At 66.9% G+C, this 15,762-nt stretch carries 17 protein-coding genes and 1 pseudogene; 9 read left to right on the forward strand and 9 right to left on the reverse strand.

The annotated features are described in order from the left end of the window. A pseudogene (locus BST28156_RS18460) lies at positions 1–263 on the forward strand (hypothetical protein); the annotation flags it as partial. A gap of 4 nt (positions 264–267) precedes the next feature. Here the strand turns inward: BST28156_RS18460 and BST28156_RS18465 are convergent. After that, positions 268–762 (reverse strand): plasmid fertility inhibition factor family protein, encoded by a 495-nt coding sequence (locus BST28156_RS18465; RefSeq protein WP_174903050.1) that lies wholly within the window; start codon positions 760–762, stop codon positions 268–270. A gap of 741 nt (positions 763–1,503) precedes the next feature. Between BST28156_RS18465 and BST28156_RS18470 the strand changes: the two genes are divergently transcribed. Further along, a complete protein-coding gene (locus BST28156_RS18470; protein WP_174903013.1) occupies positions 1,504–1,701 on the forward strand; it encodes a hypothetical protein in 198 nt (65 codons plus the stop codon). A gap of 60 nt (positions 1,702–1,761) precedes the next feature. Here the strand turns inward: BST28156_RS18470 and BST28156_RS18475 are convergent, their stop codons facing one another. Both BST28156_RS18475 and BST28156_RS18480 read right to left on the reverse strand, forming a co-directional pair. Next, a complete protein-coding gene (locus BST28156_RS18475) occupies positions 1,762–2,310 on the reverse strand; it encodes a GNAT family N-acetyltransferase (protein WP_060241520.1) in 549 nt (182 codons plus the stop codon). Then, positions 2,307–2,960: a helix-turn-helix domain-containing protein gene (locus tag BST28156_RS18480; RefSeq protein WP_174903014.1), complete on the reverse strand. Its 654-nt coding sequence runs from the start codon at positions 2,958–2,960 to the stop codon at positions 2,307–2,309. Before BST28156_RS18480 ends, BST28156_RS18475 begins: the two co-directional genes overlap by 4 nt. 137 nt (positions 2,961–3,097) lie before the next feature. Between BST28156_RS18480 and BST28156_RS18485 the strand changes: the two genes are divergently transcribed. Both BST28156_RS18485 and map read left to right on the forward strand, forming a co-directional pair. Beyond that, positions 3,098–3,334 carry a ParD-like family protein gene (locus BST28156_RS18485; RefSeq protein ID WP_060241526.1) on the forward strand — a complete coding sequence of 79 codons (237 nt, stop codon included), beginning with the start codon at positions 3,098–3,100 and terminating at the stop codon, positions 3,332–3,334. After that, entirely contained in the window at positions 3,334–4,140 is an 807-nt protein-coding gene (map, locus tag BST28156_RS18490; RefSeq protein WP_174903015.1) for a type I methionyl aminopeptidase, read from the forward strand. Before BST28156_RS18485 ends, map begins: the two co-directional genes overlap by 1 nt. Before the next feature lie 87 nt (positions 4,141–4,227). Here map and BST28156_RS18495 read toward each other — a convergent pair whose 3' ends face one another. Then, a complete protein-coding gene (locus tag BST28156_RS18495; protein WP_060241530.1) occupies positions 4,228–4,731 on the reverse strand; it encodes a GAF domain-containing protein in 504 nt (167 codons plus the stop codon). A 192-nt stretch (positions 4,732–4,923) separates the two neighbouring features. Beyond that, on the reverse strand, positions 4,924–5,841 hold the full coding sequence (locus BST28156_RS18500) for a LysR family transcriptional regulator (protein WP_174903016.1): 918 nt from the start codon (positions 5,839–5,841) through the stop codon (positions 4,924–4,926). Between the two features lie 110 nt (positions 5,842–5,951). On the opposite strand from BST28156_RS18500, the gene BST28156_RS18505 reads away from it, so the two are divergent. Both BST28156_RS18505 and BST28156_RS18510 read left to right on the forward strand, forming a co-directional pair. After that, positions 5,952–6,818 carry a pirin family protein gene (locus BST28156_RS18505; RefSeq protein WP_174903017.1) on the forward strand — a complete coding sequence of 289 codons (867 nt, stop codon included), beginning with the start codon at positions 5,952–5,954 and terminating at the stop codon, positions 6,816–6,818. 155 nt (positions 6,819–6,973) lie between these two features. Beyond that, positions 6,974–7,465 (forward strand): GNAT family N-acetyltransferase, encoded by a 492-nt coding sequence (locus BST28156_RS18510; protein WP_060241536.1) that lies wholly within the window; start codon positions 6,974–6,976, stop codon positions 7,463–7,465. 33 nt (positions 7,466–7,498) lie between these two features. Here the strand turns inward: BST28156_RS18510 and BST28156_RS18515 are convergent, their stop codons facing one another. Genes BST28156_RS18515 through BST28156_RS18525 form a run of 3 tightly spaced genes read right to left on the reverse strand, consistent with a single transcriptional unit; the run spans position 7,499 to position 9,466 of the window. Then, entirely contained in the window at positions 7,499–8,371 is an 873-nt protein-coding gene (locus BST28156_RS18515) for a cytochrome c oxidase assembly protein (RefSeq protein WP_174903018.1), read from the reverse strand. Positions 8,372–8,381: 10 nt separating this feature from the next. After that, on the reverse strand, positions 8,382–8,822 hold the full coding sequence (locus BST28156_RS18520) for a copper chaperone PCu(A)C (protein WP_060241540.1): 441 nt from the start codon (positions 8,820–8,822) through the stop codon (positions 8,382–8,384). A gap of 8 nt (positions 8,823–8,830) precedes the next feature. Continuing rightward, positions 8,831–9,466, reverse strand: a complete 636-nt coding sequence (locus BST28156_RS18525) for an SCO family protein (RefSeq protein WP_174903019.1) — start codon at positions 9,464–9,466, stop codon at positions 8,831–8,833. Positions 9,467–9,857: 391 nt separating this feature from the next. Between BST28156_RS18525 and otsB the strand changes: the two genes are divergently transcribed. Beyond that, the gene (gene otsB, locus BST28156_RS18530) at positions 9,858–10,610 is read left to right on the forward strand and encodes a trehalose-phosphatase (protein WP_060242175.1); all 753 of its coding nucleotides are present in this window, start codon (positions 9,858–9,860) and stop codon (positions 10,608–10,610) included. Next, on the forward strand, positions 10,607–11,986 hold the full coding sequence (gene otsA / locus BST28156_RS18535) for an alpha,alpha-trehalose-phosphate synthase (UDP-forming) (RefSeq protein WP_060254971.1): 1,380 nt from the start codon (positions 10,607–10,609) through the stop codon (positions 11,984–11,986). Before otsB ends, otsA begins: the two co-directional genes overlap by 4 nt. Positions 11,987–12,076: 90 nt before the next feature. On the opposite strand, the gene BST28156_RS18540 is transcribed toward otsA, so the two are convergent. Next, positions 12,077–13,906: an ABC transporter ATP-binding protein gene (locus tag BST28156_RS18540; RefSeq protein WP_060241542.1), complete on the reverse strand. Its 1,830-nt coding sequence runs from the start codon at positions 13,904–13,906 to the stop codon at positions 12,077–12,079. Positions 13,907–14,473: 567 nt separating this feature from the next. Here BST28156_RS18540 and BST28156_RS18545 point away from each other — a divergent pair. Then, positions 14,474–15,538, forward strand: coding sequence for a glycosyltransferase family 4 protein (locus BST28156_RS18545; RefSeq protein WP_009693853.1), 1,065 nt, complete (start codon positions 14,474–14,476; stop codon positions 15,536–15,538). Positions 15,539–15,762: the final 224 nt, after the last annotated feature.

A 15,762-nucleotide genomic window follows, 5' to 3' on the forward strand; every position in this document is an offset into this window, starting at 1 on the left:
GTCCGCTTGATCCCTTGCTCCACTTGGCACCTCTTCGGTTAGGCGAAAAAGTGTCAACCTATTTCAGGACGGGGCATAGGAAGAGAAAAAGCCCTGAGAAATCAGGGCTTTTTCTTTTTCCGGTTCGGTTTTTTTCTGTGCAGGAAAGTCGCCTGGAGTGGTGCAAAGTCGCTTCGAGCCGACTACGTGCGTGGCCACGCACGACGAACATCGAGGCCGCTCGCGCGATGCTGCAGCGCTATCCGGCGGACGAGATTGCCTGAGGACTCAAAGCAACTTGGGCGTTACGTTATCCAATCGCTCGCCGCAGTAGCGTTCCAGCAAATCGGCTTCTGTTTCATGGACTTCCACCGGCAGGCTTGTCGCGCCTGCAAACGCCAGATAGCGTGCACGATGCTGCCCGTTCCGAAACGAAACGACACCCACCTTCGACAGGCCGAGCATCCCGAACAGGGTCGGTGGCCTTGCCATGCGGAAGGTAACGTAAGGCATGTCGGGAATCCGCTCCTGCCGCGGGTCGAGAAATCCCCGAATGCCATGCGCCTTCCCCTGAGCCCAATACTGAACTGACGGCAGCACGTAGTCCGTCGTGTCGCGGTCGGCGCACGCCAGCAGCTTCTTCGTGTCGACGGTCACGACCCGGTGCCGGGTATCGGTGGACGGAAATACCCGTTTGAGGCGCGCGTAGGTGTACGGCACATGTTCGGGAAGCAGAACAGTCCAGACTTCATCATCCCCGTGCCGCGCGTGATCGATCTCCACCTTATCCTCAGGCGATGTAATTTGAATGATTGATGGTGGATTATCTCCAAAAAAGAAATTGACGAGGTGCTTTCGTCGCCGTCGTTCCGCAGGGACGGGAGGATCACCGGATCCGACGGCGACCGGCCCCGCTGCCGGATGTTTGGCGAGGGCCGGGTTTGAGGGGAGGGGGCTGCGGCCGGATGGGAGCAATTTTCTGAAGTTCATCCCGGCGGTCGTCGAAATAGGAGCGTTCGATTTTATCGGTGCCGAGCAATTGTTGCGGCTGGCGATTTTGGGAAGGGAATAATTGCCGATAAATTCGAGTTATTGTCGATGTGGAAATTTTCGTCAATGAATATGAAATCCTCCGCTTGACTAGTGCGGGGGATTGCCGAATAGACAGTCGCGACTTGAAAACGATTTCGGCTGATTTGCGATGAATTGACCGCCCGAACTCTCCGTCATACCGCCGACACAAGGCGTGTCCCCCGGTGTGCCCTCGCTCGCGGGCTATCGGCCCGTCTTTCGTGTCGATTGCGAGGCGTTGCTAATATGGTATTACCATAAGGATTAAATCTTCTTCGTGTAATCCATGAGGGAATTTCGCGTGTTTAAAAAACTGAGAGTTGTTAATATGGGCGGCCTGGATTTGTTGTTCGGTTAATTGCAGGGTGGGATCAATTGAGAAATCGCCGGTTTCGACCGGACGGGAATCTATTGTCTTCCGCCGCCTTAAATCAGACTATATACGGAACAACCATGCTCAGCGCCCACGAATTTGCAACGCTCATGCTCGTTCAGTCCGCACCGGACCAGATCGATCTCGATCGCGAGGATCTCAATGCGCTGCTCGAGCACCAATTAGTGGCACTGCAAGAAATGGGCAGTGGACGCCGGCGTCCCTGCCTCACGCCGAACGGCCAGTCGTTCGTTCAAGCAGTCGTGCGAGTCCGATGAGTTGCTTCGCCCGTTGACGCGGCACAGTCCTTCTCGTTGTGTGCGCAACGAGAAGGGCGATCAGCCATCCACCGGCTGCACCGGCGTCTCCAGCTTGAGCTGGTAGAACGCCGCGTCGAGCCAGCGCCCGAACTTGAATCCCGCTTCCGCGATCGTGCCCGAGTGGACGAAGCCGAGCCGCGTGTGCAGCGCGATGCTGCCGGCATTGGTCGCATCGATGCAGCCGACCAGCAGGTGCACGTCGGCCGCCCGCGCGCGCCGGATCAGCTCGCGCAGCAGGCATTCGCCGAGTCCGCGTCCGCGCTGGTCGCGATGCACGTAGACGCTGTGTTCGACCGTGTACTTGAACGCCGGAAACGCGCGGAACGTCCCCCAGCTCGCGAAGCCGAGCAGCGTGCCCGCCGCGTCCACCGCGCCGACGACCGGAAACCCGCCCGCGCGCTTGGCCGCAAACCACGCGACCATCGCCTCCGGCGGCCGCGGCCGGTAGTCGTACAGCGCAGTCGAATTGACGATCGCGTCGTTCAGGATCTCGAGAATGGCCGGCGCGTGCTCGGCCTCGGTGCAATCGATCAGACGCACGTCGTCGCGCTGTGTCGGGGAATTCATTCGGGCTCCTTGGTGCTTTGAGCGGGTTGCGCATGCGGGCGCGCGCCGGCGGCGGGTGCGTCGCAGATCGCGACGAGATACCGTGCGGCGTGCGGCGACGGATTGCTGAAAATCAGCGGCTGATCGAGCTGCATCGCCAGGCAGTCGCCTTCATGAAGCGTGTGACGCTGGCTGCCGAGCGTCACGTCGATGCGACCATGCAGCACCCACACCTGCTGGTGCATCGCGCTTTCGCGTCCGCCGGTGTCGTACGCGATGCGCGCGCCGGGCGGGAAATCGACTTCGACGAGCTGGAACGGCGACGGCCAGCCGGGCGGCGACAGGTTGCGCCGCGCATAGCCGGACGCCGGGTCGCGCCATTCGGCCTGTTGCGCGCGGCGCACCAGCGGTTCCGCAGGCGCGTCGTCGCGCTCGCCGCCGAACAGCCCGGCCAGCGACACGCCGAGCCCGGCCGCGAGCTTGTCCAGCACGACGGCCGTCGGGCTCGCCGACGCGCGTTCGATGAGCGAGATCATCGAACGGCTGACGCCGGAGCGCGCGGCCAGCGCGTCGAGCGTGTAGCCTCGGATGGCTCGCAAGTCGCGCACGCGGCGGCCAATGCGTTCGTTGATGCCGGCGTCGTCGGCAGCGGACACGGTGGATTCCTGCATGATGGATTGATTTTCCAGCAAAGTGGAATTTGATGTCAACGCATGTTGCGGCCGATGCCTGCGTGCGAACCGGCTTGCCGGGCCGGCACACGCAGCGTATTATACGCAACGACTATATTTCGTTTAATTGGTGTCATATGGGAATCATCAAGATCTCCGAACACATGCACGAGCGGCTGCGCTCGACGAGCACGGCGCTGAGCCGTTCGATCAATGCGCAGGCCGAGCACTGGCTGCGCGTCGGGATGCTGGCGGAACTCAATCCTGCGCTGTCCTACGGCGAGATCTGCAAGATGCTGATCGACGCCGAGGCCCGCGGCGGCGAAGCGGGGCACGCAGAGCCGGTCGCGCACCGTATCGAGCAGGTGGCGTAATGGCGAAGCGCGATATCCCGATCCGCGGCAGCGAAGAAATCGCCAAGTCGCGCGAGGCCGCGAAGCTCGCGTCGCAGGTGCTGACGATGATTGCCGAGCATGTGAAGCCGGGCGTCTCCACCGACGACCTCGACGCGCTCTGCCGCGACTACATCGTCGACGTGCTCGGCGCGATCCCGGCGAACATCGGCTATCACGGCTATCCGAAGACGGTGTGCGCGTCGGTCAATCACGTGGTCTGCCACGGCATTCCGTCGTCGCGGCCGCTGCGCGACGGCGACATCGTGAATCTCGACATCGCGGTGATCAAGGACGGCTGGTTCGGCGACACGAGCCGCATGTATTTCGTCGGCGAGCCGGGCGAACTGGCGCGGCGCCTGGTCGCGGCGACCTACGAGGCGATGCACGCGGGCATTCGCGCGGTGCGTCCGGGCGCGACGCTCGGCGACGTCGGCTACGCGATCCAGCAGGTCGCGCATCGCGAGGGGTTCAGCGTGGTGCGCGAGTATTGCGGGCACGGGATCGGCGACGTCTATCACGACGAGCCGCAGGTGCTGCACTACGGCCGCCCGGGCACGGGCCTGCCGCTGCAGCCGGGGATGATCTTCACGATCGAGCCGATGCTCAACGCGGGCAAGCGCGAGACGCGCGTGCTCGGCGACGGCTGGACGGTCATCACGAAGGACCATTCGCTGTCCGCGCAATGGGAGCACATGGTCGTCGTGACGGAGCAGGGCCATGAGGTACTGACCGAGGACGTGAAGCCGCAGGCGTTCGCCGATCTGCCCGGCGCGCACATCGCCTGACGCACTGCATCGCGCGGGGCAGCGCCGTCGCCGCGCATGCGGCGCGGCAGCCTCCGGCCCAGCCGCCGCTACCGGCGCCTGCGGGCCTTACCCGCGCGCTTTCTGCCACGCGTGTTCGACGAACACGCGGCACAGTGCCTCCATCCCGTTGCGGTCCTCGTCGTCGAAACGCTCGGCGACCGGGCTGTCGACATCCCACACGCCGATCAGCGTGCCGTCGTTCGCGACGAGCGGCACGACGATTTCCGATTCCGACGCCGCATCGCAGGCGATATGGCCGGGGAACGCGTGCACGTCGCGCACGACCTGCGTTTCCCGCGTCTGCGCGGCCGTGCCGCACACGCCCTTGCCGAGCGCGATCCGTACGCAGGCGGGCTTGCCCTGGAACGGGCCGACCACGAGTTCGGTGCCGTCGAAGAAATAGAAGCCGGCCCAGTTGAGGCGGTCGAGCGAGTGATAGACGAGCGCCGAGAAGTTCGCGGCGTTCGCGATCAGGTCGCGTTCGGATTCGACGAGCGCGCGCGCCTGCTCGACGAGCGTCGCATAGTGTTCGGCCTTGGAGGCGTGAGAGTCGTTGGACAGCGTGAACATGGCTGAAAGGCGAAGGAGGTTGCAAAAGTGCGCGGTGCGCGTCCCGCAGTCTACGGCACGCGCGGCCGCCGTGCAGGATGATCTCGACGGGACCGGCAACCATGCGGCAGCGCCGGGCGTTCCTTCGATCCGGTGCGATGTCGCACGCCCGGCCGGCATCGCATGGCCGTCGACAAGACGGGCGCGATCCGCTCAATCCGGTTCGAGTTCCGCGAACCGCTCGCCGAGAAAATCCAGCAGCGCACGCACCGCGGGCAGCAGGCCGCGCCGCGACGCGAACACCGCATGGACGATTTCGCGGCGCGGCGCCCAGTCCGGCAGCACGGTCGCGAGTTCGCCGCGCGCGACTTCGTCGCGCACCATCATCGTCGGCAATTGCACGACGCCGACGCCGGCGACGGCCGCCGCGCGCAGCGCCAGCATGCCGCCGGTCACGAAGCGCGGCTGGTGATGGATCTCCGCGTGCGCGCCGTCGGGCCCGCGCAGCTTCCACACATGCGCGGCCTGCGGTGCGCCGTGATCGAGGCTCGGCAAGCGGGCGAGATCGGCGGGAACGGCCGGCACGCCGCGCTCGCGCAGCAGTGCGGGGCTCGCGACCAGACACTGGCCGCGCTCGGCCAGCACGCGCAACGCGAGATCGCTGTCCTCGAGCGGCGGCGGGCGCACGCGGATCGCGACGTCGATTCCTTCGCCGACCACGTCGACGCGCCGGTTGGTCGCCTCCAGATGGATTTCGACGCGCGGGCACGCGGCCATGAACGCCGCGATCATCGCGCCGACCAGCGAATCGAGCAGCACGATCGGGCAACTGACGCGCACGGTGCCGCGCGGCTCCTCGTGCATCAGCGCAATGGCCTCGTCGGCGGCGTCGGCCTCGACGAGCATCGCGCGGCAATGCGCGTAATAGGTCTGGCCGACGTCTGTGATCGTGAAGCGGCGCGTCGAGCGCTGGATCAGCCGCATCCCGAGCCGCGCCTCGAGCAGCGCGATGCGGCGGCTCAGCTTCGATTTCGGCAGGTTCAGCGCCCGGCCCGCCGGCGCGAAGCCGCCATGCTCGACGACCTGCACGAAGTAATAGAGATCGTTCAGATCCCGTGCTTTATCGTTCATCAAATAGAACGCTGAGTGTGATTTTCGCAGTCTACCGGACCGATCGTTCCACCACTATATTGCTATCCAGGATGCGAAACACCGGTTTCGCCGCAATACGGAGAAGGGCAATGAAGAAGATCCAGGGTGTGTACAGTGCGCCGCGCGGCCATTGGGTCGGCGACGGTTTTCCGGTGCGCTCGATGTTCAGCTACCAGTCGCACGGCGCGCATCTGAGCCCGTTCCTGCTGCTCGACTATGCGGGGCCGGCGACGTTCGAGCCGGCGTCCGCGCGGCGCGGCGTGGGCCAGCATCCGCACCGCGGCTTCGAAACGGTGACGATCGTCTACGACGGCGAAGTCGAGCACCGCGACTCGACCGGCGCGGGCGGCGTGATCGGCCCGGGCGACGTGCAGTGGATGACGGCCGCGCGCGGGATTCTCCACGAGGAATTCCATTCGGACGCGTTCACGAAGCGCGGCGGCCCGCTCGAAATGGTGCAGCTGTGGGTGAACCTGCCCGCAGCCGACAAGATGGGCGAGCCCGGCTACCAGACGCTGCTGAACGCGGATATCCCGACGGTCGAACTGCCGGACGGCGCGGGGCGCGCGCGGATCATCGCGGGCGAACTCGACGGGCGGCGCGGTCCGGCGCGCACGCACACGCCGATCGACGTGTGGGACGTGCGGCTCGTCGCGGGCGGCCGGGCGCGGTTCCCGGTCGCGGAAGGGCGCACGCTCGCGGTGGTCGTGCTGGCCGGCACGGTGCTCGTGAACGGCGAGACGGTCGCGCGCGAAGCGCAGTTCGTGCAGTTGAGCCGCGACGGCCGCGACGTCGAGATCGAGGCGAACGGTGATGCGAAGCTGCTGATCCTGAGCGGCGAGCCGATCGACGAACCGATCGTCGGCTACGGGCCGTTCGTGATGAACTCGCAAGCGGAGATCCGCACCGCGATCGACGACTTCAACAGCGGCAGTTTCGGCCGGATGCCGGGCTGATCGGGCCGATCGGACCGGTTACCGGCTGGATGACGAGGGCCCCGCGCAATGCGGGGCTTTTTTTGCGCGTGGCAGGCCGTCGCGCGCCGCGGGCGCTTCGAGGCATAATCGTCGATTGCCGCGCGCCGGCCGGCGCGCCCGAATCAGGACCGCACATGAACGCTTCCGCCTCCGCCGCCCCCGCGACCGCTGCCGATCTCGAGTGGCGCTGGAAATCCTTCGACGCGCTGACGGCGCGTGAAATCTATTCGATTCTCGAGGCGCGCAGCGCCGTGTTCGTCGTCGAGCAGAACTGCGTGTATCGCGACATCGACGATGCGGACCAGGCCGCCTGGCATCTGGCCGCATACGATCCGGCGGGGCGTCTGGCCGGCTATCTGCGCGTGCTGCTGCCCGATGCGCACAATACCGACGTGCGGATCGGCCGCGTGCTGACGACCGCCGCGTTTCGCGGCGCGGGGCTCGGCAACGGGCTGCTGTCGCGCGCGCTCGCGCATATCGGCGAGCAGTGGCCGGGCGTGCCGGTGAGCCTGCATGCGCAGGCCCATCTGCAGCGTTTCTACGGCGCATTCGGCTTCGCGCCGAGTTCGGACGTGCACGACGAGGACGGCATCCCGCACGTGTGGATGCGCAGCGCACGCGCGTGACCGCGCACGGCGGCGCGCTGCACGGCCGGCCGCTCAGTGCGCCGGCCGCGCGGCCGCCGGGTTGTCCGCGCGCGCCCTCGCGGCCCGCTCGTCGATCAGCCGTCCGCGGGCGGACAGCCGCAACCAGTGCCGCAGCGCGATCAGCGCGCCGATCACGCTCATCATCGAGCCCGGAATCCACAGCAGCAGCCCGCCGATCTGCTGGTCGCGCAGCGGGCTCAGCCACGTGAACGCGCGGCCGCAGATCGAATAGATCGGATACAGCTCGTGCGGCGTGAAGAAGATCAGCGCGCCGAGCGCGATCTGCGGCGGAATCGCCGCGACGACGATCAGGATCCGGCGCCCCGGCGACAGCCGCGCGGGCGGCGCCGGGCGCGGATCGACGACGAGCCACCAGAACAGCAGCCCGTCGATCACCATGCTCCAGTTCATCACGCGATACAGACGCCAGTCGAGCATCGCGACGAAGTGGATCGGCGACAGCAGCCAGAAATAGATCAGCCCGACGAACAGCACGACCGCGACGACGGGATGGAACAGCACGTCGAGCGTCGCGCGCACCGGCGCCCATGCGAGTGCGGGGCGCACGAAGCGCTGCCGCCAGCCAAACGGGATGCCGGCGCGGATCGCCGCGCCCGGATACGCGAGCGCAATGAAGAACGGCCCGAGGTGGTGCAGCACCAGGTGCTGCGCGCGGTGCATGAAGAATTCATGCTCGAAGAAATAGTCGAGCCGCGTGTGCAGCGCGACGTACAGCGCCGTCAGCCCGAGCCAGAACGAGAACTGCCGCAGCGGCGACACCTTCGCCTTCTTCACGCCGCGCGCGAACAGCACGGCGGCCGTCAGCACCGCGACGACCACGGTCGGCGACGGTTCCCACGGATCGAGCCAGTACAGGAGGTTCATCGCGCGCGCATCACTTTGCCTGCGCCGGCGATTTCACCGCGAACGGCGTGTCGAGCGTCTCGCCGTCGGAGAACTTCAGGCGCAGGTGCACGGTGTCGCCCGGCTTGATCGCGTGCTGCGGCTCCTCGAGCATGAAGTGATAGCCGCCCGGCGCGATGTCGACCTTGCCGCGCGCGGGGATCGTCAGCTTGTCGACCATCTCCATCTTCTGCGTGGAGCCGTTCGACACGGTCTGGTGCAGCATCGCCATTCCGTAGTCGGGGCTGTCGACGTCGACCAGATCGACCGGCTTGTCGCTCGTGTTGACGAGCGTCACGTAGCCGCCGGCCGGCAGCTTGTTCGGCAGCCAGCGCACCCACGCGCCCTGCGCGGTGATCGCGCCGGCTGCGTAGGCGTGGGCGCCGGCGCACAGCGCGGCGACGAGGGCGAAGGTCTTGAGGGTCGTCTTCATGTCGGGATTCAGGTAGTGGAGGCGGGGTCGATGATCCGGCGCACGTCGTCGGCGATGGCGTCGGGCGAGTCGCGGTCGGTCGCGAGCAGGCGCGCGCGACCGTTCGCATCGAAGATATAGACGGCCGAGCTGTGCGTGACTTCGTAACCGCCCGATGCGTCGCGCTTTTCCATCTGATATGCGACGCGGTAGCGCTTCGCGAGCGATTCGATCTGGCCGTCGGTGCCGGTCAGGCCGCGTGCGTGCTCGGCGTCGAACGCGGCGACGTACGACTGCATCGCCTGCGGCGTGTCGCGGGCGGGATCGACCGACACGAACAGGATGCGCACGTCCTTCGCCTGCGGGCCGAGCTTCGCGAGCACTTCCATCAGCCGCGCCATCGTTTCCGGGCAGACGTCCGGGCAATGCGTATAGCCGAAGTAGACGAGCGCGACATGGCCGCGGAACGCGGCGGCGTCGACCGGGCGGCCGTCGCCGCCGGTCAGCGTGAACGACAGGTCGGGCAGGTGGCCCGTGACGTCGGTCAGGTGCCAGCGCGGCTCGTCATGCGAGCACGCGGCGAGCGTCACGGCGGCGGCAAGGGCCGCGGCTGCGCGGATCAAGCGGGACAGGCGCCGGTGCGGCGCCGGAAGGGCAGACGACATCTCGGGGTCTGTTTCCATATGGGTTGCAAGCGTGGCAACCCCAAAGTAAAAAGTGCGCTCCAGGGGAAGGTCCGTCGGGCATTCGCCTGGTGTTCCATTGGGAAACGGGCCCTCAAGCCTTCGAGCCCGACCGGACGGAACGCTGGTCGGCCGGCGCGGCGCGATGCGCTGCGCGGCCGGCGGTTGCGACTGTAGCGCAATTCCCGCGCCGGCGTCCTTTCGAAACCCGTACGGTGCGGACCAGCGGGGCAATATGTCGCAGTTGACGCGGCGCGTGGCACGACGCTTGCGACGCACCGGTTTCGCCCATCTCCGCGCCGAGGCGCGGTAAGATGCGCACAATTCCATGCGCAGCGGCGGCCTCGCCGGCCGTCCTCACACTATCGAATCGATGCAATCCGTTCCGGCCTCCCTGTCTCTGACCGATACCGCGTTCTTCTTCGACTTCGACGGCACGCTCGTCGAGCTGGCGCCGACCCCCGACAGCATTCACGTCCCGCCACCGCTGCCGACGCTGCTCGACGAGTTGCGCCGCCGCTCGCACGGCGCGGTCGCGATCGTGTCGGGGCGCGGCATCGACAGCATCGACACGTTCCTGAAGATGCCCGACCTGCCGGTCGCCGGCCTGCACGGCGCCGAGCGCCGCGATGCGAACGGCGACACGCAGCGCATCGGCTTCAACGATGCGCGGCTGCTGCGCATCGAGCGCGAGCTCGCGGCCGTGGTCGACCGTCACGCGGGCATGCTGCTCGAAATCAAGGGCGCGGCCGTCGCGCTGCATTACCGCAACGCGCCCGAGCGCGAACCGGTGGCGCGTGAAGCGGCCGAGCGCCTCGTCGCCGAATACGCGGACGCGTACGTGCTGCAGCCCGGCAAGATGGTGTTCGAGATCAAGCCGAAGGGCGTCGACAAGGGGCGCGCGCTGGCCGCGTTCCTCGACGAACCGCCGTTCGCGGGCCGCGTGCCGCTGTTCGCGGGCGACGACCTGACCGACGAGAAGGGCTTCGCGGTCGTCAACGCGCGCGGCGGCCTGTCGATCAAGATCGGCGCCGGCGAGACCTCGGCGCGCATGCGGCTCGACTCGGTCGACGCGCTGCATGCGCAGCTCGCGCGCTGGCTCGGTGCCGGGCAGCCCGGCGCATGAGCCGGCTCATCATCGTTTCGAACCGCGTCGCACCGATCTCGGAAGGCGAACCGGCGGCGGGCGGCCTCGCGATCGGCGTGTACGACGCGCTGAAGGAGACCGGCGGCATGTGGTTCGGCTGGAGCGGCGAAGTCGTCGCATCCGGCGCGCCGCAGATGCGCGTCGAGGAGCACGGGCCCGTGACCTTCGCGACCATCGGCCTGTCGCGTCGCGACTACGACCAGTATTACCGCGGCTTCTCGAACGCGACGCTGTGGCCCGCGTTCCATTACCGCGCGGACCTGATCCAGTACGACCGCCACGAGTTCGACGGTTATCGCCGCGTCAACGTGTGGCTCGCGCAGCAGCTCGTGCCGCTGCTGCAGGACGACGATGTGATCTGGGTGCACGACTACCACCTGATCCCGTTTGCGCGCGCGCTGCGCGCAGCCGGCGTGAAGAACCGCATCGGCTTTTTCCTGCACATTCCGTTTCCGGCCGCGCAGGTGCTCGTCAACGTGCCGCCGCATCGCGAGCTCGTCGAGTCGCTGTGCGCGTTCGACCTGCTCGGCTTCCAGACCGAGCCCGACCTGCGCGCGTTCTGCGACTACGTCGAGTTCGAGGCGGGCGGCGAAGTCGAGCGCGACGGGCGCACGGTGCGCGTGCGCGCGTTCGGCCAGACGCTGCGCGCGGCCGCCTATCCGATCGGCGTGTATCCGGACGAGATCGCGTCGCTCGCGCAGGCGGGCGAGAACGGCAAGGCCGTGCGCACGCTCGCGACGTCGCTGCGCGGGCGGCAACTGATCATGAGCGTCGATCGGCTCGATTATTCGAAAGGGCTGGTCGAGCGGTTCCGCGCGTTCGAGAAGCTGCTCGAACACCAGACGTCGTTCCGCAATCGCGTGTCGTTCCTGCAGATCGCGCCGTCGACGCGTGCGGACCTGCGCGCGTACCAGGACATCCGCCTGCAGCTCGAGGCGGAGTCGGGGCGCATCAACGGACGTTATGCGGAGCTCGACTGGGCGCCGATCCTGTATATCCACCGGCAGTACGAGCGGCAGGTGCTTGCGGCGCTGTACCGGCTCGCGCGCGTCGGCTTCGTGACGCCGCTGCGCGACGGGATGAACCTCGTCGCGAAGGAATACGTGTCCGCGCAGGATCCGGACAATCCGGGCGTGCTGGTGCTGTCGCGTTTCGCGGGCGCCGCGCGCGAGTTGACGGGCGCGCTGATCGTCAACCCGATCGATATCGAGGGCATGGCCGACGCGCTGTCGCAGGCGCTGACGATGCCGCTCGCCGAGCGGCGCGCGCGCTATGCGGACATGATCGCGCAACTGCGCGAGAACAACGTGTCGGTGTGGCGCGACCACTTCCTGCGCGATCTGCAGCGCGTATGACGGCGCGCGCGGATTGCCGCGCGCGACGCGATGAAAAAAAGCCGCCGTGCGCGATGCACGGCGGCTTTTTTGTCAGGCCGGCGCCGGCCGTCAGGCCACGCGCTCGCCGGTCGGCGCGTTGCCGTCCGCCGCGTGATGGCGGCCGTGCTGCTTCGCGAGCAGGTCGCGATACAGGCCCGGGCGGCTGCGCAGCACGTCGGGGCTGCCGTCGTCGATCACCTTGCCGTTGTTCATCACGATGATGCGGTCGAAGTTGCGCAGCGTCGACAGGCGGTGCGCGATCGCGATCACCGTGCGGCCGACCATCAGGCGGTCGAGCGCGCTCTGGATCGCTTCCTCCGATGCGCTGTCGAGTGCGGACGTCGCTTCGTCGAGCAGCAGGATCGGCGCGTCCTTCAGGATCGCGCGCGCGATCGCGATGCGCTGGCGCTGGCCGCCCGACAGCTTGACGCCGCGATCGCCGACGATCGTGTCATAACCTTCCGGCATCGCCTCGATGAATTCCGCGCAACGCGCATCGCGCGCGGCGGCCAGCACTTCCTCGCGGGTCGCGTCGGGGCGGCCGTACGCGATGTTGTCGTAGATCGTCCGGTGCAGCAGCGAGATGTCCTGCGGCACCAGCGCGATCGCGTGGCGCAGGCTGTCCTGCGTGATCGTCTTCACGTCCTGGCCGTCGACCTTCACGGTGCCGTCCTGCGTATCGTAGAAACGCTGCAGCAGCGCGAGCACGGTCGACTTGCCGGCGCCCGACTTGCCGATCAGCCCGACGCGCTGGCCCGGCTCGATGTGCAGGTCGAAGTGGTCGAGGATCGCGCGGCGGTGCGGATATGCGAACGTCACGCGCTCGAAATCGACGCGTCCGCCCTTGGCCGACAGCGGCACCGCGTCCGAGCGGTCCGGCATCCCGTGCGGTTCCAGCAGCGTCTTCACGGCTTCGGACAGCCGCGCGACGTGCTGCGTGACGTCGACGAGCGCGACCGCGAGGTCGCGCGTGCCGTGCAGGATCGTGAAGCCGAGCGAGCTGACCAGCACGATGTCGCCCGACGTCGCCTGGCCGCGGTCCCACAGCCACAGCGCCCAGCCGAGCAGGCCCGCGGACAGCATCGCGGTGATCACCGCGTGCAGCAGGCGCAGTTTTTCGAGATAGAGCAGGCTTTGCTGGCGCGCATCCATTTCCGCCTTGACGGTCGCGCCGAAGCGCTTCTGCTCGCGCAGCGTCATCCCGAACGCGCGCACCAGCCCCATGTTGCCGATCACGTCGACGAGCTCGCCGTCAACCGCCGCGGCCTTCGCCGCGAACGCATGGTGGCGCGCGGAACCGCGCCCGGCGAGCTTGAACAGCACGATCGCGAGCACGGCCGAGCAGCCGAGCAGGCCGGCCGCCATCAGCGGGTTGACGACGATGATCATCAGGATCGCGCCCATCACGGCGATGCACGGCGGCAGCACGTTCCACGCCATCGTGTTCTCCGACGTGTAGACGGCGTTCGAGGTGGCCGTGATGCGGCTCGCGAGCGTGCCGGGCTGCTTTTCCGAGTAGTAGGTCGGCGAATGGCCGATCAGATACTGGAACAGGTCGCGCCGCAGGTCGCCGGTGACCGCGACGAACGTATGCGCGGCGACCCAGCCGCCGACGCGCCACAGCAGGTTGTCGGCGGCGATCAGCCCGACGAGCAGCGCGAACGCGCTCCATAGCGGGCCCGGATGATGGCGCCCGGTCGCGAGCACGTCGATCAGGTGCTTGATCGCATATTGCGAGCCGAGCGCGCAGCCGACGGCGGCCAGCACACTGACGAGCACGACCAGGTGCGCGACGGGATGCAGGCGGATGTAGCGGAACAGGAACGCGATCGGCCGATGCGCGTAGCTCGACAGCTTCGCGTTGTGGGCGTTGCGCTGGGCGGGGGTGAGAGATTCCAAAATATGCGTGCGGTGATTCGGTGATTGAGCGTTGCGGCCGGATCGCATGCCGGCCCTGACCCGGACGTTAATCCGGCATTGTAAACAAGGCCACGCCTGGCGCTGCGCGAATCTTGCCGTGGCCTGCGGCTCGCGATCAATTTTGAGATAAAATCCGGCGTCTCGTCCTGTGTCGCGCGGGCCGGCATCCGGTGCCGGGAGCTGCGCAGGGCGGCGGGAGCGCCAAAAGGTCTCCCACTCTAGAACGGACACCCGAGTCCGCGGGTTGCAAAGTGTTGCACCTTTGTAACAAAGTAAAGAGTTTGAAATGTCGTGGGCCGTATTGGGATAAACCCTAGATAATCGGCTCCGGGTTCGCATCCAGGTTTATTTACGAACCCCTGTCAACGGGTCTTCGTTTCAAACGTTCTTAGCCTGTCGCGTCGCCGACGCTCCTTTGAGCAGCGCGGGTTCGACGCTCCCTGGCAGGCCGATTCGTCCGACGGTCGGACGAAATGCACCCAGCCCGGACCGCCGGCAGGTTGCCGACCCAAGCCTGGTTTTTAGCCGATTTTTTAGGAGTTACGCATGCGAATCGCCCAAATCGCTCCGTTGCACGAAGCGGTACCCCCGAAGCTGTACGGCGGCACCGAACGGGTGGTGTCCTACCTGACCGAAGCACTTGTCGAGATGGGGCACGACGTCACGCTGTTCGCGAGCGGCGATTCGCAAACCTCCGCGAAGCTCGAAGCCTGCTGGCCGCAGGCGCTGCGCCTCGATCCGACGATCCGCGACGTGATGGCCCCGCACATGCTGCTGCTCGAGCAGGTGCGCCGCCGCGCGGAAGAGTTCGACGTGCTGCATTGCCATATCGACTACTACCCGTTCTCGCTGTTCTCGCGCCAGCCGGTCCCGCATCTGACGACGATGCACGGCCGTCTCGATCTGCCGGAACTGCAGCCGATCTTCAACGCGTTCAGCGACGTGCCGGTCGTGTCGATCTCCGACAACCAGCGCATCCCGCTGCCGCAGGCGAACTGGCTGTCGACCGTGTACCACGGCCTGCCGGAAAACCTGCTGACGCCGATCCCGAACGTGAAGCCGAGCTACCTCGCGTTCCTCGGCCGCATCTCGCCGGAAAAGCGCGTCGACACGGCGATCCGCATCGCCGAGCAGGCCGGCCTGCCGATCAAGATCGCCGCGAAGCTCGACAAGGCCGACCGCGCGTACTACGAAGAGAAGATCAAGCCGCTGTTCTCGCTGCCGCACGTCGAGTACATCGGTGAAATCAGCGAAGCCGAGAAGACCGAATTCCTCGGCAACGCGCACGCGCTGCTGTTCCCGATCGACTGGCCGGAGCCGTTCGGCCTGGTGATGATCGAGGCGATGGCCTGCGGCACGCCGGTGATCGCGTTCAAGCGCGGCTCGGTGCCGGAAGTGATCGATAACGGCGTGTCGGGCTTCGTCGTCGAAGACGAGCTGTCGGCCGTCGCGGCGCTCAAGCGCCTCGACACGCTGCCGCGCGAGAAGGTGCGTGCCGCGTTCGAAGCGCGCTTCTCGTCGAAGGTGATGGCGCAGAACTACGTGAAGGGCTACGAGGAACTGCTGCGCCAGAAGCGCCGCACGGTGCTGCGCGAAGTCAACGCAGGCTGACCGCCGGGCCGCCGGCCGCTCGCTGCGCGGCCGTCACCGACGCCCCGTCCGGATTTCCGGCGGGGCGTTGTCACATCCGCGGCGCGGATCTGTTGTATTCTCGCCGCGCCCGATACCGGGAACGGCCCCGGAAGCGGCCTGGCAGCCCATCCTGGCGTCTGTCCAGACGGTAATGTCCCTATAATGGCCGTGCCGTGAAATCCGGCCCCGCACGATCATCCAGA

Origin of the sequence: Burkholderia pseudomultivorans (assembly GCF_902499075.1) — a bacterium.
Lineage (GTDB): Bacteria > Pseudomonadota > Gammaproteobacteria > Burkholderiales > Burkholderiaceae > Burkholderia > Burkholderia pseudomultivorans.